Annotated in this window: 29 protein-coding genes; 11 read left to right on the forward strand and 18 right to left on the reverse strand. The window is 41.4% G+C overall.

Translation table 11 applies throughout. The features are described 5' to 3' along the window. Positions 1-74: 74 nt before the first annotated feature. The 7 genes from IEY40_RS05415 to pepA form a co-directional block, all read right to left on the reverse strand. Positions 75-413 (reverse strand): PBPRA1643 family SWIM/SEC-C metal-binding motif protein, encoded by a 339-nt coding sequence (locus IEY40_RS05415; protein ID WP_188954098.1) that lies wholly within the window; start codon positions 411-413, stop codon positions 75-77. Positions 414-558: 145 nt separating this feature from the next. Further along, complete coding sequence (locus IEY40_RS05420; protein WP_188954100.1) at positions 559-3,471, reverse strand: valine--tRNA ligase; 2,913 nt, start codon at positions 3,469-3,471, stop codon at positions 559-561. 33 nt (positions 3,472-3,504) lie between these two features. Beyond that, on the reverse strand, positions 3,505-3,954 hold the full coding sequence (locus IEY40_RS05425; RefSeq protein ID WP_188954577.1) for a DNA polymerase III subunit chi: 450 nt from the start codon (positions 3,952-3,954) through the stop codon (positions 3,505-3,507). An 84-nt stretch (positions 3,955-4,038) separates the two neighbouring features. Beyond that, positions 4,039-4,365 carry a hypothetical protein gene (locus tag IEY40_RS05430; RefSeq protein WP_188954102.1) on the reverse strand — a complete coding sequence of 109 codons (327 nt, stop codon included), beginning with the start codon at positions 4,363-4,365 and terminating at the stop codon, positions 4,039-4,041. Positions 4,366-4,684: 319 nt separating this feature from the next. Beyond that, the gene (locus IEY40_RS05435; RefSeq protein ID WP_188954104.1) at positions 4,685-5,377 is read right to left on the reverse strand and encodes a hypothetical protein; all 693 of its coding nucleotides are present in this window, start codon (positions 5,375-5,377) and stop codon (positions 4,685-4,687) included. A 259-nt stretch (positions 5,378-5,636) separates the two neighbouring features. Then, positions 5,637-6,416, reverse strand: a complete 780-nt coding sequence (locus IEY40_RS05440) for a substrate-binding periplasmic protein (protein WP_188954106.1) — start codon at positions 6,414-6,416, stop codon at positions 5,637-5,639. 414 nt (positions 6,417-6,830) lie between these two features. Further along, on the reverse strand, positions 6,831-8,339 hold the full coding sequence (pepA, locus tag IEY40_RS05445) for a leucyl aminopeptidase (RefSeq protein ID WP_188954108.1): 1,509 nt from the start codon (positions 8,337-8,339) through the stop codon (positions 6,831-6,833). A 273-nt stretch (positions 8,340-8,612) separates the two neighbouring features. Here pepA and lptF point away from each other — a divergent pair, with 273 nt between their 5' ends. Together lptF and lptG are read left to right on the forward strand one after the other, a co-directional pair. Next, on the forward strand, positions 8,613-9,725 hold the full coding sequence (lptF, locus tag IEY40_RS05450) for an LPS export ABC transporter permease LptF (RefSeq protein ID WP_188954110.1): 1,113 nt from the start codon (positions 8,613-8,615) through the stop codon (positions 9,723-9,725). Continuing rightward, positions 9,722-10,780, forward strand: coding sequence for an LPS export ABC transporter permease LptG (gene lptG, locus IEY40_RS05455; RefSeq protein WP_188954112.1), 1,059 nt, complete (start codon positions 9,722-9,724; stop codon positions 10,778-10,780). Before lptF ends, lptG begins: the two co-directional genes overlap by 4 nt. Before the next feature lie 270 nt (positions 10,781-11,050). On the opposite strand, the gene IEY40_RS05460 is transcribed toward lptG, so the two are convergent. The 3 genes from IEY40_RS05460 to IEY40_RS05470 all read right to left on the reverse strand — a co-directional run bounded on the left by IEY40_RS05460 (position 11,051) and on the right by IEY40_RS05470 (position 12,550). Then, positions 11,051-11,560, reverse strand: a complete 510-nt coding sequence (locus IEY40_RS05460) for an RDD family protein (protein WP_188954114.1) — start codon at positions 11,558-11,560, stop codon at positions 11,051-11,053. Between the two features lie 26 nt (positions 11,561-11,586). Further along, entirely contained in the window at positions 11,587-11,841 is a 255-nt protein-coding gene (locus tag IEY40_RS05465) for a DUF2960 domain-containing protein (RefSeq protein ID WP_188954116.1), read from the reverse strand. Positions 11,842-12,100: 259 nt separating this feature from the next. Beyond that, positions 12,101-12,550 carry a GNAT family N-acetyltransferase gene (locus IEY40_RS05470; protein ID WP_188954118.1) on the reverse strand — a complete coding sequence of 150 codons (450 nt, stop codon included), beginning with the start codon at positions 12,548-12,550 and terminating at the stop codon, positions 12,101-12,103. Positions 12,551-12,746: 196 nt separating this feature from the next. On the opposite strand from IEY40_RS05470, the gene IEY40_RS05475 reads away from it, so the two are divergent. Further along, positions 12,747-13,313 carry a DsrE family protein gene (locus IEY40_RS05475; RefSeq protein ID WP_428848145.1) on the forward strand — a complete coding sequence of 189 codons (567 nt, stop codon included), beginning with the start codon at positions 12,747-12,749 and terminating at the stop codon, positions 13,311-13,313. A gap of 40 nt (positions 13,314-13,353) precedes the next feature. Here IEY40_RS05475 and IEY40_RS05480 read toward each other — a convergent pair whose 3' ends face one another. From IEY40_RS05480 to IEY40_RS05490, 3 genes are all read right to left on the reverse strand, one after another. Beyond that, positions 13,354-14,079: a substrate-binding periplasmic protein gene (locus IEY40_RS05480; protein WP_188954120.1), complete on the reverse strand. Its 726-nt coding sequence runs from the start codon at positions 14,077-14,079 to the stop codon at positions 13,354-13,356. A gap of 38 nt (positions 14,080-14,117) precedes the next feature. Further along, positions 14,118-14,762, reverse strand: a complete 645-nt coding sequence (locus IEY40_RS05485; RefSeq protein WP_188954122.1) for a DUF2913 family protein — start codon at positions 14,760-14,762, stop codon at positions 14,118-14,120. 144 nt (positions 14,763-14,906) lie between these two features. Further along, entirely contained in the window at positions 14,907-15,443 is a 537-nt protein-coding gene (locus IEY40_RS05490; RefSeq protein WP_188954581.1) for a DUF4136 domain-containing protein, read from the reverse strand. A gap of 241 nt (positions 15,444-15,684) precedes the next feature. On the opposite strand from IEY40_RS05490, the gene IEY40_RS05495 reads away from it, so the two are divergent. Further along, positions 15,685-16,002, forward strand: coding sequence for a DUF1289 domain-containing protein (locus IEY40_RS05495; protein WP_188954583.1), 318 nt, complete (start codon positions 15,685-15,687; stop codon positions 16,000-16,002). Positions 16,003-16,030: 28 nt separating this feature from the next. On the opposite strand, the gene IEY40_RS05500 is transcribed toward IEY40_RS05495, so the two are convergent. Both IEY40_RS05500 and IEY40_RS05505 read right to left on the reverse strand, forming a co-directional pair. Further along, complete coding sequence (locus IEY40_RS05500; RefSeq protein WP_188954125.1) at positions 16,031-16,621, reverse strand: TetR/AcrR family transcriptional regulator; 591 nt, start codon at positions 16,619-16,621, stop codon at positions 16,031-16,033. Between the two features lie 77 nt (positions 16,622-16,698). Next, positions 16,699-18,120, reverse strand: a complete 1,422-nt coding sequence (locus IEY40_RS05505; RefSeq protein ID WP_188954127.1) for a coniferyl aldehyde dehydrogenase — start codon at positions 18,118-18,120, stop codon at positions 16,699-16,701. A 301-nt stretch (positions 18,121-18,421) separates the two neighbouring features. Between IEY40_RS05505 and IEY40_RS05510 the strand changes: the two genes are divergently transcribed. After that, on the forward strand, positions 18,422-18,853 hold the full coding sequence (locus tag IEY40_RS05510) for a universal stress protein (RefSeq protein ID WP_188954129.1): 432 nt from the start codon (positions 18,422-18,424) through the stop codon (positions 18,851-18,853). A gap of 70 nt (positions 18,854-18,923) precedes the next feature. Here IEY40_RS05510 and IEY40_RS05515 read toward each other — a convergent pair whose 3' ends face one another. The 3 genes from IEY40_RS05515 to IEY40_RS05525 are packed head-to-tail and all read right to left on the reverse strand — an operon-like array spanning position 18,924 to position 21,485. Next, on the reverse strand, positions 18,924-19,202 hold the full coding sequence (locus tag IEY40_RS05515; RefSeq protein WP_283107975.1) for a DUF924 family protein: 279 nt from the start codon (positions 19,200-19,202) through the stop codon (positions 18,924-18,926). Further along, positions 19,193-20,794 (reverse strand): PH domain-containing protein, encoded by a 1,602-nt coding sequence (locus IEY40_RS05520; protein ID WP_188954131.1) that lies wholly within the window; start codon positions 20,792-20,794, stop codon positions 19,193-19,195. Before IEY40_RS05520 ends, IEY40_RS05515 begins: the two co-directional genes overlap by 10 nt. After that, the gene (locus IEY40_RS05525; protein WP_188954133.1) at positions 20,787-21,485 is read right to left on the reverse strand and encodes a PH domain-containing protein; all 699 of its coding nucleotides are present in this window, start codon (positions 21,483-21,485) and stop codon (positions 20,787-20,789) included. Before IEY40_RS05525 ends, IEY40_RS05520 begins: the two co-directional genes overlap by 8 nt. 197 nt (positions 21,486-21,682) lie before the next feature. On the opposite strand from IEY40_RS05525, the gene IEY40_RS05530 reads away from it, so the two are divergent. The 6 genes from IEY40_RS05530 (at position 21,683) to IEY40_RS05555 (ending at position 26,986) form a co-directional block, all read left to right on the forward strand. Then, positions 21,683-22,009, forward strand: a complete 327-nt coding sequence (locus tag IEY40_RS05530; RefSeq protein ID WP_188954585.1) for a winged helix-turn-helix domain-containing protein — start codon at positions 21,683-21,685, stop codon at positions 22,007-22,009. 38 nt (positions 22,010-22,047) lie between these two features. Further along, positions 22,048-23,016, forward strand: coding sequence for a magnesium transporter CorA family protein (locus IEY40_RS05535; protein ID WP_188954135.1), 969 nt, complete (start codon positions 22,048-22,050; stop codon positions 23,014-23,016). 25 nt (positions 23,017-23,041) lie between these two features. Next, positions 23,042-23,710, forward strand: coding sequence for an alpha-ketoglutarate-dependent dioxygenase AlkB family protein (locus IEY40_RS05540; RefSeq protein ID WP_428848137.1), 669 nt, complete (start codon positions 23,042-23,044; stop codon positions 23,708-23,710). A 114-nt stretch (positions 23,711-23,824) separates the two neighbouring features. Continuing rightward, the gene (locus IEY40_RS05545; RefSeq protein ID WP_188954137.1) at positions 23,825-25,249 is read left to right on the forward strand and encodes a DASH family cryptochrome; all 1,425 of its coding nucleotides are present in this window, start codon (positions 23,825-23,827) and stop codon (positions 25,247-25,249) included. Positions 25,250-25,380: 131 nt separating this feature from the next. Further along, on the forward strand, positions 25,381-25,680 hold the full coding sequence (locus IEY40_RS05550; protein WP_188954140.1) for a BolA family protein: 300 nt from the start codon (positions 25,381-25,383) through the stop codon (positions 25,678-25,680). Between the two features lie 205 nt (positions 25,681-25,885). Next, entirely contained in the window at positions 25,886-26,986 is a 1,101-nt protein-coding gene (locus IEY40_RS05555; protein WP_188954142.1) for a TRAP transporter substrate-binding protein, read from the forward strand.

Below are 26,986 nucleotides of genomic sequence, written 5' to 3' on the forward strand. Positions count from 1 at the left end.
AAAAACAAAAAGCGGATCGTGAGATCCGCTTTGTTTTAAGTGTTGCAATAGGTTTAGCGTGTAAAGCTTGTGCTTTAGGCACCACAGCACTTTTTATATTTTTTGCCACTGCCGCAAGTGCATACATCATTACGGTTAGGTTTAGCTTCGAAACTGACTGTTTTCGGCTTGTTCAGTAATCCCGTTAACTCAATAATATTTTCAGCTTTTTCTGCATCGACAGTAATGTTGGCAAATAATTGGTTCTCGGCAACCAACGCTGCAACCTCAATTTTACGTTCTTCGGTTTGCACCGATAAAAGTAATGGCGACAGTTCAGTGCCAGGTTTAGTCGCCCGTTTGGTGTTATAACCGCTTTCGCCATACGCAGGCTTTGGGGTTTTACGACCTTTAAAAAAGAATTTATCAGACATGGTTTTGACCCATTAAATAGAATGATGATATTGGCGCAAGCTTATACAGCAAAAACGCAAAATGAGATATTAAAGTTTGTATTTAGAGCAAAATAAAAAAACCAGCGACACATCGCTGGTTTTTAGTGTCAATGTAATTAATTGATTACGCTTCTATTTTAGCCAGCTCACCTTTTTGCTCGTTTAACTTTTCAATATCGCGAGTTAAGTCGGTCATTTTGGCACGCTCTTTATCAATAACGGCAGCTGGGGCTTTAGCCACAAAACCTTCATTAGATAACTTGCCTTCAATACGGGCAATTTCTTGTGCTAGCTTTTCTAACTGTTTGTCGATTCGGGCCATCTCGGCTGCAACATCGATTAACCCTGCCATTGGGATAAGCAATTCCATATTGCCCACCAACTGCGTTGTCGACATTGGTGCAGTTTCACCTTCTTCAAGAATGGTGATGGTTTCTAGTTTCGCTAAGCTGGCAAAGAATGTTTGGTTTGCTTCAAGGCGTATACGGTCTTGGTAGCTTACACCACGCACTAATGCATTCAGCGGCTTAGAAGGAGCAATGTTGAGTTCTGCACGAATATTACGTACTGCCACAATGACTTGCTTAACCCACTCAAGGTCTGCCATTGCTGTCTCATCAACATGGCCTGCTTGATATGTTGGGAAGGTAGCCAGCATCAAGGTGTCGCCTGTTACCCCTGCCAACGGCTTAACACGTTGCCAAATAGTTTCGGTAATGTACGGCATAATTGGGTGCATTAAACGCTGCATTTTTTCAAGTACAGTCACCAATGTATGGCGCGTGCCACGCATTTGTGCTTCGCTGCCATTTTGCATTACAGGCTTAGTAAGCTCTAAATACCAATCACAGAATTGGTTCCAGGTGAACTCGTATAAGGTATTAGCGGCTAAGTCAAAACGATATGCAGCCATATAGTCGTCGAAGGTTTTTACGGTTTGATTAAATAAACCGATGATCCAACGGTCGGCTAATGACAGTTCCATTTCTCCTGGTTTGCCATCAACTAAGATTTGACCGCAATCTAGTGGTGTACCGGCTTCGTCGCTGTCTGGGTTTGTTTGGGTTTCGGTGTTCATCAGCACGTAGCGTGATGCGTTCCATAACTTATTACAGAAACTGCGGTAACCGTCTAGGCGCTTCATGTCCCAGTTGATGTCACGACCCGTTGATGCCATTGCTGCTAACGTAAAGCGCAGAGCATCAGTGCCATGAGCTTCAATACCATCGGCAAATTCTTTGCGAGTGCTTTTTTCAATTTTAGCGGCAAGTTGCGGCTGCATCATGTTGCCGGTACGCTTTTCTACTAGGGCTTCTAGTTCGATACCGTCAATCATGTCTAATGGGTCAAGCACGTTACCTTTAGATTTTGACATTTTATTACCGACTTCATCACGGATAAGTCCGGTCACGTAAACGGTTTTAAAAGGCACTTGTGGCTTACCGTTTTCATCTTTAATGAAATGCATGGTCATCATGATCATACGGGCAACCCAGAAGAAAATAATGTCAAAACCTGTCACCAACACGTCGGTTGGGTGGAAAGTTTTTAAGTCTTCTAAATTGTCTGGCCAGCCTAGGGTTGAGAATGTCCATAACGCTGAACTGAACCAAGTATCTAATACGTCATCGTCTTGGCGCAGTACTGCTGAATCGGTAAGCTTATGTTTGGCGCGTACTTCTGCTTCATTACGACCAACGTAAACTTTGCCATTTTCGTCGTACCATGCTGGAATACGGTGTCCCCACCATAACTGACGTGAAATACACCAGTCGTTAATATCACGCATCCATGAAAAGTACATGTTTTCATATTGCTGTGGTACAAATTTGATTTCGCCAGTTTCAACCGCTTCGATGGCTGTTTTGGCCATAGACTCAACCGCAACGTACCATTGGTCTGTCAATAATGGCTCAATCACCACGCCCGAGCGATCGCCATAAGGCACTTTTAAGCCGTGCGGCGCGACTTTTTCAAGTAAACCTAGCGTGTCAAATTCTGCCACGATAGCGTCACGGGCTTTAAAACGGTCTAGGCCGACATAACGCTCTGGTAAGGCTATTTCAATTTCTTTGTTTGGGGTGCCATCAGTGTTAATCACTTCAACAAAGCTACGTACCGATGCATCTAAGGTGAAGATGTTGTACATAGGCAATGCATGACGTTTGCCGACTTCATAGTCGTTAAAGTCATGTGCAGGAGTGATTTTCACACAGCCTGTGCCAAATTCCATGTCGACATAATCGTCAGCCACAATAGGCACTAGACGGTTAACGATAGGCAATAGAATGAATTTGCCAATGAGTGACTGATAACGTTCGTCATCTGGGTGTACCGCAACTGCGCTGTCACCTAACATGGTTTCAGGGCGGGTTGTGGCAACTTCTAAATAGTCTTTACCGTCGCTAGTTAATGCGCCTTGCGCCAAAGGATAGCGGAAATGCCACATGTGGCCTTGCTTCTCCTTGTTTTCAACTTCCAAGTCTGAAATGGCAGTGTGTAGCTTTGGATCCCAGTTAACTAGGCGCTTACCGCGATAAATTAATTCGTCGTCATAAAGACGCACAAACACTTCTTGAACTGCTTTTGATAAACCTTCGTCCATGGTGAAACGTTCGCGATCCCAATCAACAGAGGCACCCATACGACGAAGTTGTTTAGTGATTGTTCCACCTGATTCGGCTTTCCAATCCCAAACTTTGTTGATAAACGCATCTCGGCCTAAATCATGGCGTGTTTTGCCTTCTTCGGCTTCAAGCTTACGCTCAACTAACATTTGAGTCGCAATACCTGCATGGTCAGTACCCACTTGCCATAGGGTATTTTTACCCTTCATGCGTTGATAGCGGGTAAGGGTGTCCATGATAGTGTCTTGGAATGCATGACCCATGTGTAAGCTACCGGTTACGTTCGGTGGCGGGATCATGATGCAATAGTTGCCTTGTGATTCATCGCCATGCGGCTTGAAGTAACCTTGCTCTTCCCAATTTTGGTAAAGGGCTTGTTCGATAGACTTTGGGTTGTATGTTTTTTCCATAGGAGCGTTATGTTCTCTATCTAAATTAAGTGTTTATTCTGCTAATGCTTGAGTGCTGGGTGTGATGCCGGCACTTTGATATTGACGGTAGCGATTGCGGGCAATGCGCTTGAGCTCATCGTCATTAGCGACAAAATCGATAATATGGGGCAAGTTTACCGCAAAAGTGGGCATTTGGTCTGCAAGATTAATCAGAACTTGGCGACTTTTATTTGGCCCTAGGGTGTCAAAACCAATTTCAACAGGCGCGCCTGTTACCGGGCCTTCACCTTTTAAATTATGCGGTACAAAGGCACTTGGCTCAAATTGCCACAGTAACTCGTCAATTGCATAAGCTTGTTGTTTGTCTTTGCAATGTATGTAGACTGTTTTTTGCTGACGATAGTGTTGTTCAGCCAACCGGCAGGCAGCCAAATAAAGTGCGTCTAATGCACTCATTTGATTATGATTATCAGGCATAAGGTAAAACAAGGCTTGAGTCATGTTGTGCAGCTTTTTACCGGTTAATAAGTTGGCCACGAGTTTACACTAAAATCGCTTGCGGGTTAATGGCTGTGGTTCTGCGATTTATATGATATTTGCATAGCTCAATGTCATGAGTGTCAGTTTAATCGTGCTGATTAATCCGACGTATAGCGCGATCATAATGGATTTTCTACGCCGCTGCGGTAATAGCTCTTCGATGGATGGACGTTGAGGCGCTGATTGCTGTGGCGTTAAGCTTGAACGCCACAACACAAACCATCTAATCGTTAAATTGTAGGGGATGTTATTAACCATTATTTGCTGTTTACGCCATGGGCTTAATATAATACCAATCCTTATTAGAATGTGATCTATTTTAGGCTGCGTCACTAGACCCAGTACAAAGAAAATGACTGCAGGTGTAGTCATCTACATCAAAGTCATTTGATGCGGTAATGGGGTTTGTGACGCAACCCCGAAGGGCGAATTTATCAGAGTGGTATTCTTTGTTAGCCTTTCTTAACGTAGTGCACTATGCCCTCAAAAGGCTGCCTCGAATACCTCACTGATAACTTTCGCTAAAAGAGCACATTCTAATGCGGATTGGTATAAGTAGCTGGGTATAAACCCGTTGCTCATTAATGGATAAGCTAAAGCGGGTCGTGAAGCGGTCGTAACGGACATCGATTTTTTGGTCATCAATGATATGTGTTTTATGTTGCTGGCGCTCAAATCGCATTAGCTACCCTTAGCGAATTAATTCACATTTTACATGGGTAGGGCTTGTGCCTTTGATGCACTCTTTTAATGCTCTGCGTTGCGCTTTTAACATTGAGTCATAACCAAAACCGTAGCCATAGCGAATATGACCACTTTCGCTAACAGCAACAGCAAGAGCTTTATTGTTTTTAAAGTCTTTAAATTGGACTAATGCATCAATCAGTTTCTGATCATTTGTTACGAATTGACACGCTTTAGGCTGCGGCGTTTGTTCACAGGCTAATGGGTAATGGTCAAAAACAGGGTAGGAAATATCGATATTGTCAAACCAAGAAGACCACATGGTTTCTTTTGTCTCAATTATAATATCCGCAGGAATATGAATTTGCAGATGTTGGTCGTCAGAATCTTGTTGCCCTAACCAGACTAGGTTGAGTTTATTGTTGTTGGGATGACCATTGGCAATTAGTACGTCGCCAGCGCAATTGTCGCACAGTTGCTCGTCAGCTTTGATGATTGATATTTGGGTTGAGAAGTCAGAAGCGCCGCCGCAGCTTCTTTCAAAGATAACAGCCTTATACATTTTATCTAATGATAGCGATTCGGTGTAAACGGTATTACCGCACATGGAGCTGAGCAACCAGCCCAATAGAATGGCCACTAATCCATACAGCGCCAATGCACTTAAGATGGTAATGATGATGACTTTTAACGCTTTCACCTGAAGATCCCTTTCAACGAGTTTATTTTATAGATTATGCGGTTATCATGTTTGCAAACGAGAGAATAAACTTGTTACGAATACGTAACAAGTTAACAATTGTTTAGGCTATTTTGTTCGCTTAGATGTTTATAAATCGGCATTGTCGATAGCGATATTTTTAGCGAATAAAATAAGTAGATGATTAACAGGATCTTGGTTAACGTTTTTAACACAATGGCGCTGGGTTTGAGGTGTTTGTTTTTGCTGCTTGGATTTTTTAGTGCTTAGCGATAATGATTTCTTTGGCAAAATATCGGTCATAAATTGCTTGATAACGCCCTGATATTTTAAGTTCATCAAATGCTTGTTGCCATAGCGCAATTACCTCGTCACTGGTGTCGTTTGAGAACGCAATATACAGTGTCGAATCGTACAGTTTGATTGGTGTACGCTCTATGCTATTGATATCAATATTGGCGGCTTTGGCTAAAAAAGGCATTACTAATTCGCTCATGGGGGCAACGTCAACTCTGCCATAACTGAGCATCTTGAGAGATTGCAGCTGTGCTTTGTCGGTGCTGAGATTGGTAAACCCTTGGGCGCTCAAGTATGTGTGATCGGCATTATCAAGCACCACCCCAATATTCTGTACTCGCTTGAGGTCTTCTAAGTGAGTGATAGACAATTGAGAACTTCGTTTTTTATAAAAATACACACCGCTGCTAATTATAGATCCGACCCACTTCATGCTTTGTTCTCGTTCAGGTCTTTTTGCGATAATAAATAACGCCGTATTAGGTTGTTCTTTTAGCATTTGAAATGCTCTATTAAAAGGATACATTTCGATATCATTGTTTACGTGCTTGTTTTCCATCATCGCTTTAACAATTTCAACAGAGAAACCATTTAACTGGCCATTTTGTTGATAGCTAAAAGGGTGTAAAGGATGAGTGATAAACTGGGTGTCGGTAAGAGGCTGTGCAAACAGATTTAAAGGCACTAATGCAGCAAACATGCTGAAGAATAAACAAAGCGTGGATAATCGGTAATTTTTCATCAAAAAATGACCAACTTAACGTTAAAAGATCCTTGAACTTGCTGTGCCATTCAATCAATTCCTTCTGATTGTTAAGTAAAGTATTTAATGTAAATTTGTACAATATATAATCTATCATGTAATGAGGTCATAAAACAAACTATGACTGCACTATTATTGTTTTATGTGAACGAGTTATCGTGAGCAGTCTTCTGTTAATGTAACAGCCAATCTTGCTGGATCTGATAAGGTAAGCGGTTGTTCTATCTGCTACTCGAATTATGAGGTTTAATGATGTATCTACCGTGACCAATATTGAGAAAACTCAGAGTGACGCTTATCGATGTGGTCGATGATTTATAACCCCACTAAAATAATAATAAAAAAGGGTAAAGCATATGCTTTACCCTTTTTAAATGCGTTAAACCGTAAGGCTTACTCGCTAATTTCAACACCAGCACGATTAATTAAGAACTGGCTTAAAATAGGCACCGGGCGACCGGTTGAACCTTTGTTTGCGCCGCTATTCCAAGCAGTACCAGCTACATCTAAATGCGCCCAGTTATACTTTTTAGCAAAGCGAGACAAGAAACACGCCGCGGTAATAGAACCTGCAGGACGGCCACCTAAGTTAGTCATGTCCGCAAATGGGCTATCAAGCATGTCTTGGTATTCGTCCCATAACGGCATACGCCATGCGCGGTCGCCACTTTGCTCACCAGCATTGAGTAATTCATGTGCCAATGGGTTATGCGAACTAAACAGGCCTGAAGCGTGTTTGCCTAATGCAATCACACATGCGCCGGTTAAGGTTGCTGTGTCGATAACCAATTCTGGTTCAAAGCGCTCAACGTAGGTTAATACGTCACATAACACTAAACGACCTTCTGCGTCGGTATTAAGTACTTCAACAGTTTGGCCTGACATCGTCGTTAAAATGTCACCTGGGCGATATGCATTACCCGCAGGCATGTTCTCACAGCCAGCCAACACGCCAATCACATTAATAGGTAATTTCATTTCACATAAGGCTTTCATGGTGCCAATAACACCAGCTGCGCCGCCCATGTCGTATTTCATTTCATCCATGCCTTCGCCTGGTTTTAATGAAATTCCGCCTGAGTCAAAAGTTAAGCCTTTGCCTACAAGTACAATCGGTTTTTCTGTGCTATTTACGGCGCCTTGATATTCCATCACTGTCATGATCGATTCATTGCTGCTAGCACGGCCTACTGCAAGGTATGAGTTCATGCCCAATTTGGCCATTTGCTCTTCGCCAACGGTAGTGACTTTAAGTTTTTCGTACACTTCGGCCATTTGACGAGCTTGTGATGCTAAATAGGCAGGGTTACAAATGTTAGGCGGCATGTTAGCCACATCGCGGCATAAGTGCATACCCGCTGACACAGATGTGCCGTGCTCGATAGCGCGCTCACCAATAGTGAGCTCACGGCGTGTAGGTACATTAAAGACCATTTTACGCAGTGGACGACGAGTTTCACCCTTACGGGTTTTTAATGCGTCAAATGAATACAGGCTGTTTTGAGTTGTTTCAACGGCTTGGCGAACTTTCCAATAGGTGTCGCGGCCTTTGACATGCAACTCAGTTAAGAAGCATACTGCTTCCATTGAGCCTGTTTCGTTCAACGTACTAATGGTTTTTGTGATGATTTGTTTGTATTGGCGCTCGTCTAACTCACGCTCTTTACCACAGCCAACTAATAATACTCGTTCACTTAATACGTTGGGTACGTGATGCAATAGCAACATTTGTCCTGGCTTACCTTCAAGGTCGCCACGACGAAGTAGGTTACTAATATAACCTTCACTGATTTTATCCAATTGCTCTGCGATACCAGATAAACGGCGAGGTTCGTAGACACCAACAACGATACACGCTGAACGTTGCTTTTCGGGGCTGCCGCTCTTTACGCTAAACTCCATGAGCACTCCTAGATTCTTAAAGACAAATTTTTATATTTATTAGATAATGTTTGCATTAGGCCATCTGGCATATAATCAACGAAAAGGTGTTAACTGTTTGGGATTATTAACTAAAAATAGGCGAAAAATGACTGCCAAAATAGATGTTAATCACGACCCTAAAGCACCTTCCGCGCTGGTCAGAAAACTAGCAAAACTGCTGAAAGTAGACAGTTTACATGAAAGTTACTCTGATACCAGTAAAAAGATAAGTTTAGCCACCGGATCCTACTTGTGATTGTATTTAGATACCTGATTGGTGAAGTTTTAAAAGCGCAATTTGCAGTACTTTTAGTACTGTTAACTATTTTTATTAGCCAGCAATTTGTTCGCGTGTTAGCTGACGCTTCAGATGGTGAATTTCCTGCATCATTAGTCATGACGTTATTGGGGCTTAACTTGCCACAATTAACGGTATTAGTGTTGCCGCTGAGTTTCTTTTTAGCCATTTTATTGGCTCACGGGCGAATGTATGCCGAAAATGAAATGGTGGTATTGCATGGTGTAGGTGTCAGCGAATGGTATGTCACTCGCGTAACGCTGTTGGTAGCACTTGGTAATTTGATTTTTACCGCTTATTTGTCGGTTTATGTTGGTCCTTGGGCCGAAGAACGCCAAAACCAAGTATTAGAGAAAGCTCAGTCGGAGGCCGGTCTTGCTGCATTGACTCAAGGTCGCTTCCAAGCCAGTCCTAACGGGCGGGCTGTGTTGTTTGTAGAACGTATTAATAAAGATAACTCGCTCAATAACGTATTTGTGGCGCAGTTGCCAGATCCTGAAGATGAAGATGGCTTAACTAATATCGTTGTCGCTCAGCAAGGCCGAGTAATAGAAGACAATATTGGCAGCCAACAATTACAACTTGAAAACGGGGTGCGTTACCAAGGTAGTCCTAATTCTCTTGATTTACAGACCATTGAGTTTGGTGGCTATAAAATGGAAATCAAAGAACAGGAAGTCGATGAGCGTCGTCGTAAATTGTCGGCACTGCCCGTTGATGAGTTATTAGCAACCCCGGGGCCTGAAGCTTCAGCGGAGTTTCAATGGCGTTTGGCTATTCCGATCGCTATTCCTTTAATGACATTAATTGCAGTACCTTTAGCTCGAGTGAATGTTCGTCAAGGTAAGTTCGCCAAAATGTTCCCGGCTATTTTACTATATTTAGGTTATTTTGGATTGATGGTTGCCGGACGTAAGGCTTTGCAAGATGAAGTGGTCCCACAGTATTTAGGCATGTGGTGGATCCATGGTTGTGCATTGATATTAGGGTTACTGTTATTAGTTAAAGAACGGCCATCAGGTAAGAAGTTGCTAGGCTTATTTAAACGTAAGCAGGTGACCGCATGAGAATTTTAGACCTTTATATTGCCCGTATGATTGTCAGCACTTCGGCGCTGTGTTTACTTATTTTAACTGGCTTGTCTGGCATTATTAAGTGGGTAGATCAGTTACGTGTAGTCGGGCGCGGTAGCTATACGTTAATCGATGCGGGTATTTACGTATTGTTTTTAGTGCCACGAGACATTGAGATGTTTTTCCCCATGGCGGTTCTGCTTGGTGCGTTAATAGGCATGGGTATGCTGGCGTCTAATTCTGAGCTTGTGGTGATGCAAGCCTCCGGTATGTCGCGTTTACAAATTACTCAATCTGCAATGAAAACCGCTATTCCACTGATGATTATGGTCATGGCACTAGGAGAGTGGGGGGCCCCGATTGCGGAGAAAAGTGCTAAAGAATTGCAAGCGGTTAAAACCTCTGGTGGCAGCTTAATTAAGTCTCACCGAGGTGTTTGGGCTAAAGATGGCGATATGTTCGTTAATATCGGTGAAGTTATCAATGTTGATTCGCTTAACAATGTAAGCCTGTATAGGTTTAATGATAAGCTAGAATTGACTGGCGTTACTCACGCTGAGCAGGCAATGTTTAAGGGTGATGTTTGGAAGCTCATTGGTGTTAATCACACTTCAGTACAGGATGAAAAAGTTGTTCGGGATTATGTTGACAGCGACATTTGGCGCTCTTCACTGACACCTGATAAATTAAGTGTAGTGTCAGTTAAGCCTGAGTCGTTATCCATTAGAGGACTACTGGATTATTTAGACTATTTAGAGGTTAACCAACAAGACTCGAGTCGATATGATTTGGCGTTATGGCGTAAGATTATGCAACCGGTGACTGTGGCGGTGATGATGTTAGTGGCCTTATCGTTTGTGTTTGGTCCATTGCGCACAGTAACGATGGGGGCTCGAGTCTTACTGGGGGTTGTGGCAGGCTTTAGTTTTTATATCAGTAATCAAATATTTGGTCCAATGAGCATTGTTTACGAAATACCGGCTTTTATTGGGGCAGTAGCGCCCAGTGCGTTATTTACCGGCTTTGCATTGTATTACATCCGTAAATAACTTGAGTTAGGGATAATAACGTTCAAACAGCGTTTTACCCTGCTAACTGCAGACTGACAATAGACTCGCTATTGGTGCGTCAGTTTGGCTTATTAGACTAAAAAATGACACGCTCGAAAGTGATGTTGTTAAATATTTGATTATTATAATATTTACTATCTGTAGCTCGGGTTGAGTCAGTACGCTTTTACTTAATATGTATAAAAAATGGCAACTAGTTAGGTTGCCATTTTTTATTGGTTGATCATTAACTTATGAGTTAGTTAATGATTATGCACCGTGCCAATTGCGCATTTGATTGGCTTCAACCGACAATAATACCACTTCTGATCGGGTCATCATGTCTTGTAATGCAAGTTTATCGGCATTGATTAAAATCCATAAGTTGCCAATACCCAACAAAGACCATACTACGCGAGCACAAGCGGTAATAAAGCTCAGGTTTTGTCCATTAGGATGTTGGACTTTTAAACGCCATGCCCTCATCCCTAAAGTTTGACCTCCGCGGCTCCAAAAAATAGCATAAAAGCTCACAACACACAGTGCTAGCCAGAGTTGATAAAGCCCATGATAAAGTGGCGTGTTATTGAGTAGATCAGAAGTATGTTCAAAACCATTTAGTGAGATCAAACCGCTGCTTTGTAAGCCAAAGAAGACACCAAAACCAATTGCGCCAGCAAACATATATACCGCAACGGCAAGTAGAGAATCATAAATTATCGCCCCGATTCTGCGAACAAAACTGGCTCGAGGGAAATTTGCATGTTCTGTGTTTAACATTGATATTCCTTACGACTCACTTGAGGTTAGATTTCATCATCTTCACGAACAAACTTAATGCTGGTAAAGCCAAAACGAGCAAATTCACTTTTGCGGAACTCTTTTTCAGCTTTAGCGCCTTTTTTTGAGGTCAATGCAATCTGCTTTTCCATGGATAGAAACTTTTTTAAATCGATACCTTCAGCCTCAGCAGCAGCTTCATAAAGATCGTGGTGTATATCGTAGCTAAATGGAATGACTTTTGTTTGACCTTTAAAGATGTAAATCACTTGGCGCGCCATGGCGAACTCCTGAAATTAATATAAAGCACTTTAATCAATAATAATGTGGTACCTAGGATGATTGTCCTGCCTTTGTGTGGTTAAAGGCATGAGGTACCAAGTTGTAATAGCTTAATGTTTGCGACGATAGGCTTTTACATAGAGGGTCAATTGTCCCACGTTCAACTAGCTATAACCAATATGATCGCAATAACTTGGCATATATTATCAACAAAATTGCTTATACCCAGTATTGAGCGATCATTATGTCTTATAACATTTAAGATAATGTTAAATATAAATAACTGGCTCCAACAGGATAAGTACCAAGAGATTGAGTGAGTTTTGGCGACGTTGCGTGCGGTTTAAAGCCTTGTTGCAGCCAATAAGAGTGCGCACCTTGCACCGCAACAAGTCCGATACCGTCGATATTTAACGCACTGGCTTGATCTAGTACATGTGTTAATAGTTGTTTGCCAACCCCTAAACCTTGCGCTCTCGGTGCAATGGCCATGTCATGTAAATACCAACTGTTTGAGTGTTGTGATGATATCTCACTGTCTAATGATGGTGCATCCCCACGGTTCCATGGGTGCACTAAAGCATATGCTAACACTTCTTGTGCCTGTTCAAATACCACGCATGTTGAAGGCGATGCCAGCCATTTACTTTGCATTACACTTAACGATTCTGGAGTGAGCTCTACATAACATTGAGCTTGTATGGCCATAATGCAGGACCAGTCATTAAGGCAAATCGGGCGTATTAGCATATTAATCAGTTTTGGCTTATTTTAGAGTCGATTATACTCAGAAACCTATTAAAATCTATTCGTTATTCTGTGGTAAAGTGACATTCTAATTGTTTAACGGGTTGCGACATCAGCTGTGAGCCCCAGCAAAATAAGGAACACGACTATAATGAAAATCCATTCATCTTTAATGAACAAACGAGCGGTATTTCCCGCGTTATTTGGTGTTTTAGCGTGCTCTTCTTTTACTGCAAATGCCGGTATTGAGGCATTTAAATCCGGCACGGTCATTAAAGATTATGGCAAAGTAGCCGAGGTTAATAGTAGCTTAGTGATCCCCAAGGGAATGAAGTTTAAAGTGGCTTTTGATTTAGGCAGAGCAGCAAAGCCGGGCGAACTAAACCGCAGTATAGATACCTTGGCTCGTTTTATTAACATGCATGTTGCTGCAGGAGTGAAATTGGAAGACATTTCATTGGCGATGGTGGTTCATGGTCAAGCTGCCAGTGATGTGACTCAAGAGCATTTTTACAAAATGCTCAACACAGGTAAAAGTAATGCCAATTCCGACTTAATTGCGCAGTTAGTTAAACAAGGTGTTAGATTTTATGTGTGTGGCCAAACCGCAGCTTATTATGGTATTACCCCTGATGACTTATTGCCAGGAGTTGATATGGCGCTATCGGCATTAACGGCTCATGCTGTATTGGCTCACCAAGGTTATAGTGTAAACCCTTTTTAATGATGCGATAAAGGCTACAGGCCTGTGTATGTAAACACATCTATTTTGTGTATTTGTCGACAATGCGTGAAACAGTGCCATTAGACTGCAAGTCAGCAATAGCAGCATTGATACGTGGTAGTAATGCTGCATGTTCTTTTCTGAGTCGCATCACTAAATGTCCTTTTGAATGCAGCGCGGCAAGCGTAACAGGGCAGTTGAGCTGTTTAGCCCAATATAACGCTGGCAGGTCACCTGATATTGCTGCTTTTACTCGGTCTTTATAAAGTGCTTTAATTAACTCCCGTTCCGAGCTGAAATCTACCCGAGTGAACTCCGTGTCATCGTGATAAAAATAGCCACCAACAGTGCCAATTTCTTGTCCTGTTAGGTTGTCGCTGCTTTGCCAATCTTTAGCATTAGAGGCTAGGGTGATGATGTGCTCTTCTATGGCGATAATGGCAGACGATTGCACAAATAACTCACCTAGATCATTATTAGGGAACCTGCTAGGGCTAACAAAATCGAAGTCTAGCCAGCCATTGTCTAATGCATAGTTGGTTCGTCTTGGTGGGAAGCTGTGCTTTTCAATTTTGATGTTGGCATTGGCAAGTAAAAGCGGCACTAATTCACCTAAAATACCTGGGTTTTCAGGTGAATTTGATATGTAATAAGGTACCCAATTACTCGAACCATTAATGTTATATTTGAGCGCAGTATCGGCATAAATAGGTGTAGTTAAAAAAAAGAGTACAAAACAAGCCACCGCAATAACGCTTCTTTTCATCGTATCTCCTCACATTCATGTGTGCCGAATTACAGGTTTTAATATTGATTAATACACAGTAAACATAAACTTGGGTGCAGGTTTTTAGGCCGTAAGGTGTAGGTCTTGTGGTGTTTAATTAATGTGGTTTTTTTATTACCTTGACTCAATAAAATCCCTTGTGCGAGTGCTAAACGCGCCACTTGATTTTCATCTCCGCGGATGTACATCGAAATAGGTTTAACGATGTTGTCATCGATGATGTGTTGATTAAACTCTTTAGCCGAGATAATTAAGCTCGATTGCCCAACACTGTCTAACTTAAGTTTAGCATCAATATCTGTGTCGGTGATGATCACCCAATTTTGTTCAGTTAATTCAGCTAATAGATTTTTAAGGCCAGCCCCTGTAGCGATAGCACTATCATTGGCTTGTTGATACTGATCGGCAATACAAGTCAGCAATCGTTTAAGCTGAGCTCCTGCACCTTGGCTACGTGCTTGACGGATCCATGATGTGAGGTCGTCTGCTACCAATTTAGAAAATCGTTTTGTTTTTAGTGACTCAACCATCCAATTGCATAAAAAGTGGCTTTCTTGAGCTGGCGTTCTTGGCGCTTTATGCTGTGATGCAGAAGTGTTTATGGCATCAATGCCTGCCAGGGCTAAAGTCAGTAGTGCTTGGTTATATGTTTCGGTGGTCATTTCAACAAATCAATAAAGTAAAGTGATTGCCAGTTTACCGCGCCGCCGCTAATTGCTAAATAGATATTTTATGAGATTGGCATTTGATCGGTGTCATATCGAGCTGGCCATTGGGTATTTTTATTACACAATGGCCATGATTTATCATTTTTGCGGTGGGAATTGTGCCAAAATTGCGATGACAGTTTTGTTGATTTCTTGTGCTTTTTCTTCGCCACCTTGATCAAAGTGATACTGGCCATTACCTCGCCAAATTAAACGCTTGTCTATAGGGTCGACAATATCAATCTGTATCATTTGCGTTTTTGCGGTGTCACTTCCAAGAGGAATGCCGATGCTTGTGCCAAGACCAATACCACCGCCTGACCCCCAAGTTCCAGAGCCTAAGCCAATAGATAAGCCTGAATCTTTTTCTTTGTCTTGAGTAACAAAGGCATAATTAACAATAAAGTCTGCATTGTCAGCTTGATAAACATAACCTTGATTAAGCAGTGTTTGTTTAATATCCGCATTAATTCTGTCTGCTGTTAATGGATCATCCGTTTGCTTCATGGTGAGTTGACTAAAGCTATTAAGCGCAGAAAAATCATAATTTACATCATAATCTTGCTTGGGTTTAGTTGCGCACGACGCCACGAATAGCAACGAACTTAATATGATAACTGGTTTACGCCATCCAATGTAGCGGCTAAAAAATTGACCAGAACGCCATAATGTTTTCATGAGACCTCCTATTAAACAGCAATAATGTACAAAATTAATTCAATTAGTATAACCTTAATATACGACGAGGGTATGCGTATAGATCCGTTACCTATTCATGTAACGATGATTGTATCGATTAATTTATCGACTATATCGTATAGTAATCGATAATCTGAAAGAGTCTTCATTTTATGTACTGGAGTTAATCTCACTGATGATGGAACAGTTAAGTTTTTTTGCGGTCCCCAGTCCTTGTATCGGCGTGTGTCAGTCTGACAGTCGTGGTTATTGTGTGGGCTGTCTTCGAAGCCGTGATGAGCGTTTTAACTGGATGACTTTTAGTGAGTTACAAAAACAAGATGTGATTCGTTTATGTTTGCAGCGTAAACGTCGTCGTCAATATGCTCTGTATAAAGCTAAACAACAAGAAGTGCTTAATCAACAAACTAGCCATACAGCGCAATTAGATTTTGAAGATAAGGATAATTCGGCTAGTGATAACGTCGATTTAGCCGATTTTAGTTTAGATGATTAACTAAGAGACTCGCTTGTGAATTATGGCGCTACTGAGCTTTCATTGCATGCCAAAACAATTTAAAGCTGGCGTTACGATGTATTTTATCATCACCTAAATGTGGGTTGTCGGTAAAAAAACGAATAGCGGCCAAGTATTGACCATGGCAATTTTCGAGTAATAATTCACTAGGAAAATCCGCAATAATCCCCTGTTGTTTACCTTGCTCTATCAAATCAACTACAAAGCCTAAAATACTCGTCATCGCTTGCTTTCTCACAGCGGTATCAATATCGGCTGACATTGAGTATTGTAGGAAGAACAACTGCTTAAGTGGCTGTGCTATGGCCCAATCAATGGCTTTTTGCCACAGATTATTAGCATCTGTTTCAATATCACCACATCGTTCAATACTATTAACCATATGGTTAGCAAATTCTTGCTTAATCGATAGAAAAAGTTGATTCATTATGTCATTTTTTGTCGGGAAATGATGAAACAACGTACCCGTAGCAACACCTGCTGTTTTAGCAATTGATGCAGTTGATGTGGCATTAAAGCCTTTTTCGACAAACAGTGACAGCGCCGAATCTAAAATGGCTTGTTTCTTATCTGTGATGCTATTCGGCGCATTATTCATTAAGTCAATAATACCTGTAAATTAAGTGGTTTGAGCCCCAGCAAATGTTGCTATTGATTTGCTGAGGTTGGGCATGATTAGCGTAAGAAAAACTTCATCAATAGTCGTTGAATAACACCACCATAAGGCGGGTGTACAAAAACCCCCGTGTTGATTTTACCACTGTTTAATACCGTTTTTGCATGGCTAAAGGTTAAGAAGCCTTCTTTACCGTGGTAGTGGCCCATACCTGATGGACCAATGCCACCAAATGGAGCGTCATCTGCTGCGACATGAAACACAGTGTCATTAATGCAAACGCCACCTGAATGAGTTTGCTGCAAAATGGTTTGCTGCGTTTGGTTATCAAAGCTCATTAAATAAAGCGCGAGTGGTCTGTCTCCACGGTTAATATAACTGATAGCTTCGGACATATTTTGATAACTAATAATGGGTAACAATGGCCCAAATATTTCATCTTGCATGAGTAACATGTCATCGGAGGTTTGGGTAATGAGCTGTGTCGCTAATTTGCGTGAACTGCTTGATACTGGATCATCGGTTGCAGAAGACACTTTGGCACCTTTGCTTTTAGCATCGTCGAGTACTTTTATTAAACGTTGGTACTGACGATCGTTAATCACGTTGCCGTAATCGTCATTGTCGACAAAATTGGGATACATTTTGTTAAATCGTGCACGGTACGCAGTAATAAACTCATCGACTTTGTCTGCAGGGCAGAGCACATAATCGGGTGCAACACAGATTTGCCCAGCATTTAAACATTTACCAAATATGAGTCGTTCAACAGCTGTTTCCATTGGCATGTCTGGGGCGATAATTGCTGGAGACTTACCGCCTAACTCTAAGGTGACTGGCGTTAAATTGTTAGCCGCGGCACGCATAACATGACGCCCCACCACAGTAGAGCCAGTAAACAGGATATGATCAAATGGCAGCGATGAAAACTCGGCGGCCACTTCAGCTTCACCTTCAACAATCGTAACCTCTGATTCTTCAAAAATATTTGCCAGTAATTGTCGTAAAACCGCATTAGTAGCTGGAGTAAACTCTGACATTTTCAGCATGGCACCATTACCTGCTGCAATGGCTGTTACCAATGGACCCATAGATAACATTATTGGGAAGTTCCACGGCACTATAATACCGATTACACCAAGCGGTTGGTATTGAACATAAACTTTTGAAGGCGACAGCAGCATACCTGCATGGCGACGGCTAGGTTTCATCCACGATTTAAGATGCTTGATGGTGTAATTGATATTATTAATGCAAGGTAAAATATCTGAAATGACAGTGTCATTTACTGAGCGGTGGCCATAATCTTGATTAAGTGCATCGATTATTTTTTGCTGGTTATCAAGTAATGCGCGTTTTAATTGGTTTAGTTTATTGACCCGGGATTGATAACTCGGTGCTGGTTGCGACAAGTAGCGGCTTCGTTGTGTGTTGAGTAATTGTGCAAGTGAGTTTACTGTCTTATCAACTGCCATGTTCATTATTATTCTCCGGCTGAAGTGAGTTGTCGGTTACGTGTACTTATTGTTTTAGCATGACCTATAAATTCGGCAATGTGTACAAAAATAGACCGACTGATTAGTCGGTCTGATGTTAAGCTTGTTTTTGAACTAACGCAAGTTTTTGATATATTTTTTGATTCTGATCACTAAAAACTCACCCATTAATGACTACACTAATTATGAAAGGGAGTGGTTAACGTTATGGATACAGTCTGTTGGTTGTGCAAAGAAGACGTTATTAATTCACTCTTTCGTTGTTCACTTTTAGGAGGATAACAAAATGCGTACACGTAATATTTTATGGCCTACCGACTTTTCTGATACGGCGTCACATGCCCTTCGATATGCGATTGAAATGGCGAATTTGTACAATGTGGGTATTCGTATTTTGAATGTTGTTGATCAACCTCTTGGTGATGAAAATTATATGGTGCTTGCTATCACACCTGAAGAGTTGGCCAAAACCATGGAAGATGCTGCCGCTAAGCAAATGCATGAATTATTAGCTCAGTTAAAAACAGATTTAAAGATCGAAACCGTGATCCGTCGTGGTGATGCTGTGACCGAAATTTTAGCTGAAGCCAATAGCGATGAAATAGGCATGGTAGTTATCGCCAGTCATGGTCGTACAGGTCTTGCCCATTTTTTACATGATAATGTGGCAGAAGAAATAGCTAATAAGGCTAAGTGTCCGGTATTAGTAGTTAAATAACCTTAAAAAACTTGAGCTTGGTTGAGTTAAAAACTCAATTTCAGCTTTGCTTTAGGTGCGTCCTAACATGTCATTGCGGTGCGGATAGCGGCCCAATTGGTTGATAATTTTTGGTGCTGTAGTTCAAACTCAAGGCTTTTCGGTGCATGCTGGACCAAGAGTGATACAGTTCACTTTGCAGAGCTGCATGATGTTGTTCTGTGAACCTCTGTGTCAATAATACATCAAATTCAGCATCTTTTAGCCACCATAGTTTTGGTGTTGTTTGTTCAAACCAGAAATCAATTATTTCATTTGCGCTGATAAATATGGCCGTTTCTCTTTGTATGATGTTTAACGCTAAATCCAGTTTTGAGTATTACGGCTTACAGCATGTAACGAGCGAGAAGTGATCTGCTCAGCAATGTCAGTTGGGATATAGGGAAACATGATACTACCGCTGGCAAGGCCCACTTCTACATAAGCAAGTTTTGAACTCTTTTGCCCTTGTGTTTGGGTTATTTTGACATGCTGTACTTTGTCAAAAGCAATGCGTTTCCATTGCCGGCCTAATAGACCTGTATGCTGCCAAATCACCTTATCTTCAAGCACATACCCCCAATGTCGATAGCGTAAATAGGTGACACCTATCACGGCGGAGGTAATTAACCAGGTGGTTTCAAAATAGCTTAAATTGCGACCATCGAACCATGCCATAATAGACAGTAAAACAGCGATGGTAATTGGCAACATGATCCGCCTTGTGAACCAATTGATATGAATATGGGTGTAGTGACGTGGCAAAGCGCTTGCGCCACCACTGAGATTGGGCATGGCAGTTAATATTGGTTCTACTTCTTTTGGCTTTACACTGGGGATCAGCATATGTTGCTTGGTTTTCTGCTCAACCTCTTGCCCTTTAACTTGTTTAAAATATAAGGTCCAACGTTTAAATAAACGAGCTAGCACAGGCTGCTGAGCATGAATAAGTTGTATCCGTTTAATGGCTAAGGCGTCTTGTTGATGTGAAATTACGCCGCCACTGCGCTGAAGAGTATCGTCGTGCCTGTCGAGCTTGTATGGATAATATTTTAATACGGCAGCAATAATCGAGATGAGTGAAAACACCCCATATAAAAAGATTAAACCAATAATAAAAAACAAACTTTGCAAGCCAATGTTTTGATGGGTGTGGCTCTCAATCCATAGCCAGGATTGCCTAGCTATTGGCGAGTCAAATACCTTTTCTAAATCGAGTTGACCAAGGACTGGGCCAGCAATCACAGCAAACCAGATAAAGTTATTATGGTAAAAACCAAACAATAATAAATCACCAAACGATTTACGGATGATGGGGTGTGAATCTATTTCCTCTGTATTGGCTGTTTCTACTGGTGTGACATTGCCAGTTTGAGCCGAGTTATTGAGTGGATTCTCTGCTTGTTTTAATCTGAGTAATAAGCGTTTAAGTGTTTGTGCTTGTTGTGTATCTAAGGCTGCAAGTTGTGCTTCATCTTTTTTGGACCCAGCGGTTTCAATAATTAAGGTGCCTAACGACAGAGGTTTAAAATAAAAAGGCTGCTCGTAACGAATGTTTTGAATGCGAGTGAGTGGGATTTCGTCTTTTTTAGTAAAAAATAGCCCACGTTTTACTTCTAGCTGATCGCCATTTAAGCGAAAACGAAACTTATGCCATTCAACTGTAGCGGCAATGCTTACAAGGATGATGAGTGCACCTACAGCCAAGATGAACCATTGCGCATCAAAACCCTGTTTCCAGCCAGTATACACAAAAGGGATCACAGCAAAACCGTTGCTGAGAATGCCTTTAAGGGTGCTGAAAATATAAGTAATAATCGACCAGGGTGACAAGGCTTGCCAGTCTTTTAATTGCTCAGCAAGATTGTGGTTTTTATGAGTAGGTTCTGTATCTTGAGGTGCAACTTTGGACTGTTTATCCATGAGCGCTATCCTCGCCATGATGTTCGGTGACGGCCTGCTGAACAGATGGTGTCTTGTCTTGCAATGAGGTTATCGTATCGCCTGTTTGTGATAAATGGCTGTTGGCCGCTTTTGCCAGTAAATGTTGACGAAGATGTTCTGCAAAATCAGCATTAAGCCCTGGTAAATCGATTTCTGCTACGCCACTGCCAGCACTAAAACATTTTAAAGTAACGAGGCTATATCTTCGCTCAAGTGGCCCTTGAGATAAATTAACATGTTGTAAGCGGGTATAAGGTAATGCCGTTGTTGATACCCAAAAAAGGCCTTCCCGTAATACTAACTCATGTTCAAATACGCCATAGGCAATCCGTTTGGCTTTAAGATGAATAAGTTTAATGACAATTAAGGCCAGTAGTGCATAGCAGGGCAATATTGATAATGTCACGCTCGTTGGAATATCGGGGTTTATTAGACCAAAAATGGTAATGACGAGAGTGATTAATAAGGCGATGGCGATACTAACAATGAGTAGCAACTTTGGATAATTAGCATCGACAGCTTGCAAGGGTAATGTAGCCAAAGGGATATATTGTGCCTGAGTTAAACTCGGGCCATGGTCATAATGAGAGTATTCAGCTTCTGACTCAGTCAATGTGGCGGAGGCGTGAGTGGATAACGGGTGACTGTCTTCAGTTGGGTCTATTTTCATTATTATGTTATTCCTTTGTTACCGTCTGAGTAATATTGCCATGTTTTTAGGGCAATTAGCGACTAGCAGGTTGTAAATGTTTATCTCAAGCGATTTTTACCTATTGATTCGGTCTTAACCGTTGATATAACTTGCAAGCAAGGCGACAGATGCAGTAATTTCAAATTAAGTGGTATTATTTATAAGGCGTTATCATGATGTTTTCTGAGCTTAACGTGGTCAATAAATCGCAAAAGGCTTTTTTGCGAAAATTGTATTTAGCGCATTTACTTGATGAAGAACAGCATAACTTGTTGAGCTTACAAAAATTAACAGGTATGCCAAGACGAACTTTACAAGATGCTATTTCGGCTTTTGCGGATATTGGCATTAAGGTTGATTTTATTCAGCAAGGTCAGCGACATAATGAAGGGTATTATCGAATTTCGACTTGGGGCCCCATTAGCAGTGCGTGGGTAAATAGTCATTTTCAACAGATCAAAATGGTGATAGAAGAAGGTGAGCCTCAAGAATTGGCCAGTTAGTTTATTTGGCTTTAGTGCTGTTTGAACACGAGTCAATCATGACAATCCACATATTATTATTTGATAATCAAGGTCAATTGTTGTCGCATGGTGACGACAATTTAATGTCGCAATACGATCCTAATTTACATCTTATTTGGATTGATATTAGCGGCCCGAATAATCAAGCTTTTTTTAACAAACACCCTCAGTTTGGTATCGATAATCTTGATTTTGAAGAAGCACATCGTGAGCGTCATCCACCACAAATAGAAGCTTACAGCGATCACGCTTATCTTCTTACTCATGAGTTGATGGAACGCGAGAATTATTTATTACTCGATAGAAGCCATTTGTTGATGCATGTTAATAGTCAGTTTTTGATTACTCAGCATCTCAAACCGTCTATAAGTGTCAACAAAGTTTCCCAACAATTGATTGATAATAATTCGATTGTTACGCCTGAAATGAGCTCGGTGTGTTTTGCTATTATGCGGCAAATCGTGACGGATTATTTAGCGGTGATGTTGGCGTTAGAAGAACGCCTTAACGATATTGAAGACGAGATTTTTGATGCTTCAAGTGACGATTTACTCACTGAGTTAATGGCATTTAGCAGTAAATTACAAAAGGCTAAGCGCTCGTTTAGTTATCATGAAGAGTTGCTACAGCAACTGTTAGGTGATGATGGGCAACATCACATTGGATTTGATTATTCACAGTTGAGTTATTTATATAACCAGTTTGAGCGTTTATCGAGTCGTGCCAGTTTGTACCAAGGGTTAGTCAGTAGCTTAATTAATGGTTTTATTTCTGTGAGCGCACATAAAACTAACCGGGTGATGATGACGTTAACCTTAGTCACGGCTATATTTTTGCCGTTAACGGTTATCGCTGGTATTTATGGAATGAACTTTGACAATATGCCAGAGTTAAAATGGTCTTATGGATATTTTGCAGTATTGATCTTAATGGCGCTGATTGCGGTATCGGGTTTATGGATTGCGAAAATAAAGCGATGGTTTTAATAGTAGAGAGTCAATAGGAGACGTGGTGTCTGGTTTGCAAAAGGGGTTTGACTTTGATGTGCCACAAACCGAGTTAGCTCTCGATGCTGATAATGTAGTTGTTGAATATAAAATTAATCAACAAGTTAATCCTCCCGTCACTTGGGTTAAAGGTTTTTTATCGGCTAAGCAGCAACAGTTGTTGCTTAATGAGGTGACTCACTATCCGTTAGAAAAAGTCACGATTGAAGTGTATGGCAAGCAGCATCTTATTCCGCGTACTCAAGCGTGGTTTGGCGATGTGGGTTGCGATTATCATTATTCTAAATTACACATTAATGCATTACCTTGGCCTCGAGTATTAAGCCGATTACGTCAAAAGCTGCTAAGCGATTATCAAATACAGAGCAATTCAGTATTAGTAAATCGCTATGCTGATGGCCATGATTGTATGGGATGGCACAGTGATGATGAACCTGAGATTGTTACTCGTTCTGCGATAGCATCTGTTACATTGGGCGCTTGCCGAGATTTTGTTGTACGCCATAAAGAGACTCAAACTAAAGTAAATTTTGCACTGGAGTCAGGTGATTTGTTAATAATGCATCCTGGTATGCAGCAGCACTGGCAACATGCGCTACCTAAACGACTTAAGGTAACCGAACCAAGAATTAATTTTACTTTTAGGCATGTTATCCCTCATTACTATCGCTAAGTATGTGTTGTAAAAACGCTTCGTAGCGAAAACGTCAATAGCTTTTTATTGAACCTTACCGTGCCCTGTTTACGTACTCAATCTGCATGAGAACAAGTTACAGCGGTGCAATAAATGATAAAAGCTAATGTTAAAACTTCACCTACAGGCGATGTCACAACGCAACAACAGAAGGTTAATGCGCTCTATTGGCTTGGCGATGATTTGCGTATAGCCGATAACCCTATATTTGCCGACATAGCCAAGAATGCTGAGCAACTTATGGTCGTGTATTGTATTGATCCGCAATGGTTCCGTAGCGATCAATATCAAGCCGAATATGTAGGGAAGTACAAATTGCGTTTTTTACTCGAGTCTCTGCGGGATCTAGATGACTCGCTTAATCAATATGGTCAACAACTTCACATTGTCTATGCTCGAGCGCAAGATTGTTTGCCACATATTATTGATACACATAATATTTCGCGGGTTTATCGAAGCCATCACAGTGGCGCAGATGAGCAAGCCGCATGGCGGGGTGTTCAGCAAAAATGCAGTGATAGTAACGGCATCCAATTTTTAACCTTGACGACTCAAACGTTATTTAGCTTACAGCAATTGCCTTTTCATTTAGATACGCTCCCTGCGACATTCAGTCAATTTCGTAAACGACTTGAAGGTATTGATATCAATACACCAAGCGATGCCGTGTCGTGGTTGCCACCAATGATTGCGCTGCAGTCGCAAGATAAACAGTTGCAGGAATGGTTACGATACCCTAAATGGCTACCTCAAACTCACATGATGAGTAATGTTTTTTGTGGTGGCGAGACTCAAGGCCAGTTGCAATTAGACAGTTATTTTGCATCTAATTTGGCCCACAACTACAAAGTTGTCCGTAATGAACTCGATGGTTGGGAGCACTCAACAAAGTTTTCGCCATGGTTGGCTAATGGCAGTATATCAGCGCGCCAAGTCGTGTCTGCATTGCGCCGATTTGAATCTCAGCATGGTGCAAATGAGTCAACACAATGGATTGAATATGAGCTGTTGTGGCGAGAGTATTTTCATTTGTATAGCCAGAAATTTAATAGCAGATTATTTCGATTCTCTGGGATAAGCGGCAAAAAGCCGTTAACCAGTTTTTATGCACAACGATTGCAAGCCTGGAAAACAGCAAACACACCATTTGCACTGGTTAATGCATTAATGAAGCAATTAAATGACACTGGTTACATGTCTAACCGGGGGCGGCAAATTGTCGCCAGTTGTTTGATCCATGAGCTGCAATGTGATTGGCGCTACGGTGCCGCATATTTTCAGCAACAACTCATTGATTATGACGTGGCAATCAATTGGGGCAATTGGCAATATTTAGCTGGTGTGGGTGCAGACCCTCGAGGCTCTAGGCGGTTTAATCTTGTCAAACAGCAACAAACTTACGATCCTCTCGGGCATTTTATTGCAGCATGGCAAGGCCGTGAAGCCTTACAACAAGTTGAGGGCAGTGCTAATGTTAGTCTCGATACAGTGGATATGGCTGATTGGCCTACGGCGTGAGGATGTGTGAGCAAAATAAGAGTTGAATAAAACTTGTGCACCAACAGGAAGTTTTACTCTGCTTGTTTGACCTTTATTCTGCAAACCAGTAACCTGCGATTTCATTGATATGAATTAACAAGAGTATCACTATGTCTGTCGAAAAAATCATTACAGATAAATTGAGTCAAGCCTTTGCGCCAGTGCATTTAGAGGTGATTAATGAAAGTAATCGTCATCACGTGCCGCCAAATTCAGAAACCCATTTTAAAGTGGTTGTTGTAAGTGATCAGTTTAATGAGCAACGTTTACTTGCCCGTCATCGTTTAATTAACCAAGCCTTAGCGGATGAATTAGCCAATGGTGTACATGCATTATCGATAAATGTATATACCGAAACAGAATGGCAGGCATTAGATGAAGTGCCTAAAACGCCTAACTGCAAAGGCTAGTTCAGTATTATGATCACTTTTTGCTGTTGGTTGTTAAGCAATAGCTTAGCAACATTAAACAGGCAAAAGAATAAAACTATTCAAAACGTTAAACGATAAAAGCCTCGCCTCTGTGTGAGGTTTTTTATTGAGTGACAATCATTGTCTGTTGTTATGTTTATGTTAGAGTAACTCTTAATTATGTTTGAAAATTAAGGGTGTCGTCATGGGTAAGGTGAAACAAACCAGCTGGTTAATTGGACTCACTTTACTGTTAGGTTGCCAACCTGAAGTGCAAACACCTCCGCCAGAAGTGCAATCTCCCGTGTCACCTTACCAAGTAATTAAATGGCGTTTAGCGACATCTTGGCCTAAAAACCTTGCTGGATTAGGTATGGCTCCAGAACGTTTCGCTCAATTAGTTGAGCAGATGTCCAATGGCCGCTTATCCATCGATGTTTATGGTGCCGGTGAGCTCATGCCAGCCTTGTCTGTATTTGATGGCGTCAGTAAAGGTTCGATTCAAATGGCGCACAGTGCTTCTTATTATTGGAAAGGCAAAGCGCCTGCTGCACAGTTTTTCTCGTCGATCCCGTTTGGATTAAATTCGCAACAAATGAATGCATGGTTACACTATGGTGGCGGTATGGCACTGTGGGAAGAAGTGTATCAACCGTTTGGCATTTTACCGTTAGCTGGTGGCAATACAGGGATGCAAATGGGAGGCTGGTTTAATCGGATTATTCATTCTCCAGAGGACATTAAAGGTCTTAAGATGCGTTTGCCCGGCATTGGTGGTGAGGTCTTAAAAAAGCTTGGCGGTATTCCTGTTGATGAACTTGCTGGCCGTGAACTTTATGGTGCATTACAAACTGGCGCAATCGATGCTGCAGAGTGGGTAGGGCCATATAATGATTTGCCTTTAGGCTTAAATCAGGTCGCTAAATATTACTATTACCCCGGCTGGCATGAACCAGGTTCAACCATGGAGTTTTTAATCAATAAACAAGCTTTTGCTGCATTAACACCTGATTTGCAAACCATAGTTAAAGTGGCTGCGCGAGCAGTGAATCAAGACATGTTAGATGATTATACTCAAGGCCATATTGCCGCAATGAATGCACTTATTGATGAGCATAGCGTCGAGATTAAACCATTTCCTCCTTCAGTATTGATAGCGTTAAAAAAAGCCCGAGATGATGTGTTAGTCCAAGAAGCGAATAAAGACCCACTATTTGCCAAAGTCTTACAGGCATATTTAACTAATGAAGCTTCAGTAAAACGTTATTTTCGCTATACCGAAGACGCACTTAACCATGTTGAATAA

The organism is Shewanella ulleungensis (assembly GCF_014648315.1).
GTDB lineage: Bacteria > Pseudomonadota > Gammaproteobacteria > Enterobacterales > Shewanellaceae > Shewanella > Shewanella ulleungensis.

Coding starts and splice junctions, on each gene's coding strand:
- IEY40_RS05415 (WP_188954098.1), bottom strand. CDS start 413: ATGTCTGATAAATTCTTTTTTAAAGGTCGTAAAACCCCAAAGCCTGCG.
- IEY40_RS05420 (WP_188954100.1), bottom strand. CDS start 3,471: ATGGAAAAAACATACAACCCAAAGTCTATCGAACAAGCCCTTTACCAA.
- IEY40_RS05425 (WP_188954577.1), bottom strand. CDS start 3,954: ATGACTCAAGCCTTGTTTTACCTTATGCCTGATAATCATAATCAAATG.
- IEY40_RS05430 (WP_188954102.1), bottom strand. CDS start 4,365: ATGACTACACCTGCAGTCATTTTCTTTGTACTGGGTCTAGTGACGCAG.
- IEY40_RS05440 (WP_188954106.1), bottom strand. CDS start 6,416: ATGAAAAATTACCGATTATCCACGCTTTGTTTATTCTTCAGCATGTTT.
- pepA (WP_188954108.1), bottom strand. CDS start 8,339: ATGGAGTTTAGCGTAAAGAGCGGCAGCCCCGAAAAGCAACGTTCAGCG.
- lptG (WP_188954112.1), top strand. CDS start 9,722: ATGAGAATTTTAGACCTTTATATTGCCCGTATGATTGTCAGCACTTCG.
- IEY40_RS05460 (WP_188954114.1), bottom strand. CDS start 11,560: ATGTTAAACACAGAACATGCAAATTTCCCTCGAGCCAGTTTTGTTCGC.
- IEY40_RS05465 (WP_188954116.1), bottom strand. CDS start 11,841: ATGGCGCGCCAAGTGATTTACATCTTTAAAGGTCAAACAAAAGTCATT.
- IEY40_RS05470 (WP_188954118.1), bottom strand. CDS start 12,550: ATGGCCATACAAGCTCAATGTTATGTAGAGCTCACTCCAGAATCGTTA.
- IEY40_RS05480 (WP_188954120.1), bottom strand. CDS start 14,079: ATGAAAAGAAGCGTTATTGCGGTGGCTTGTTTTGTACTCTTTTTTTTA.
- IEY40_RS05485 (WP_188954122.1), bottom strand. CDS start 14,762: ATGACCACCGAAACATATAACCAAGCACTACTGACTTTAGCCCTGGCA.
- IEY40_RS05495 (WP_188954583.1), top strand. CDS start 15,685: ATGGAACAGTTAAGTTTTTTTGCGGTCCCCAGTCCTTGTATCGGCGTG.
- IEY40_RS05500 (WP_188954125.1), bottom strand. CDS start 16,621: ATGAATAATGCGCCGAATAGCATCACAGATAAGAAACAAGCCATTTTA.
- IEY40_RS05505 (WP_188954127.1), bottom strand. CDS start 18,120: ATGAACATGGCAGTTGATAAGACAGTAAACTCACTTGCACAATTACTC.
- IEY40_RS05510 (WP_188954129.1), top strand. CDS start 18,422: ATGCGTACACGTAATATTTTATGGCCTACCGACTTTTCTGATACGGCG.
- IEY40_RS05520 (WP_188954131.1), bottom strand. CDS start 20,794: ATGGATAAACAGTCCAAAGTTGCACCTCAAGATACAGAACCTACTCAT.
- IEY40_RS05525 (WP_188954133.1), bottom strand. CDS start 21,485: ATGAAAATAGACCCAACTGAAGACAGTCACCCGTTATCCACTCACGCC.
- IEY40_RS05530 (WP_188954585.1), top strand. CDS start 21,683: ATGTTTTCTGAGCTTAACGTGGTCAATAAATCGCAAAAGGCTTTTTTG.
- IEY40_RS05535 (WP_188954135.1), top strand. CDS start 22,048: ATGACAATCCACATATTATTATTTGATAATCAAGGTCAATTGTTGTCG.
- IEY40_RS05545 (WP_188954137.1), top strand. CDS start 23,825: ATGATAAAAGCTAATGTTAAAACTTCACCTACAGGCGATGTCACAACG.
- IEY40_RS05550 (WP_188954140.1), top strand. CDS start 25,381: ATGTCTGTCGAAAAAATCATTACAGATAAATTGAGTCAAGCCTTTGCG.
- IEY40_RS05555 (WP_188954142.1), top strand. CDS start 25,886: ATGGGTAAGGTGAAACAAACCAGCTGGTTAATTGGACTCACTTTACTG.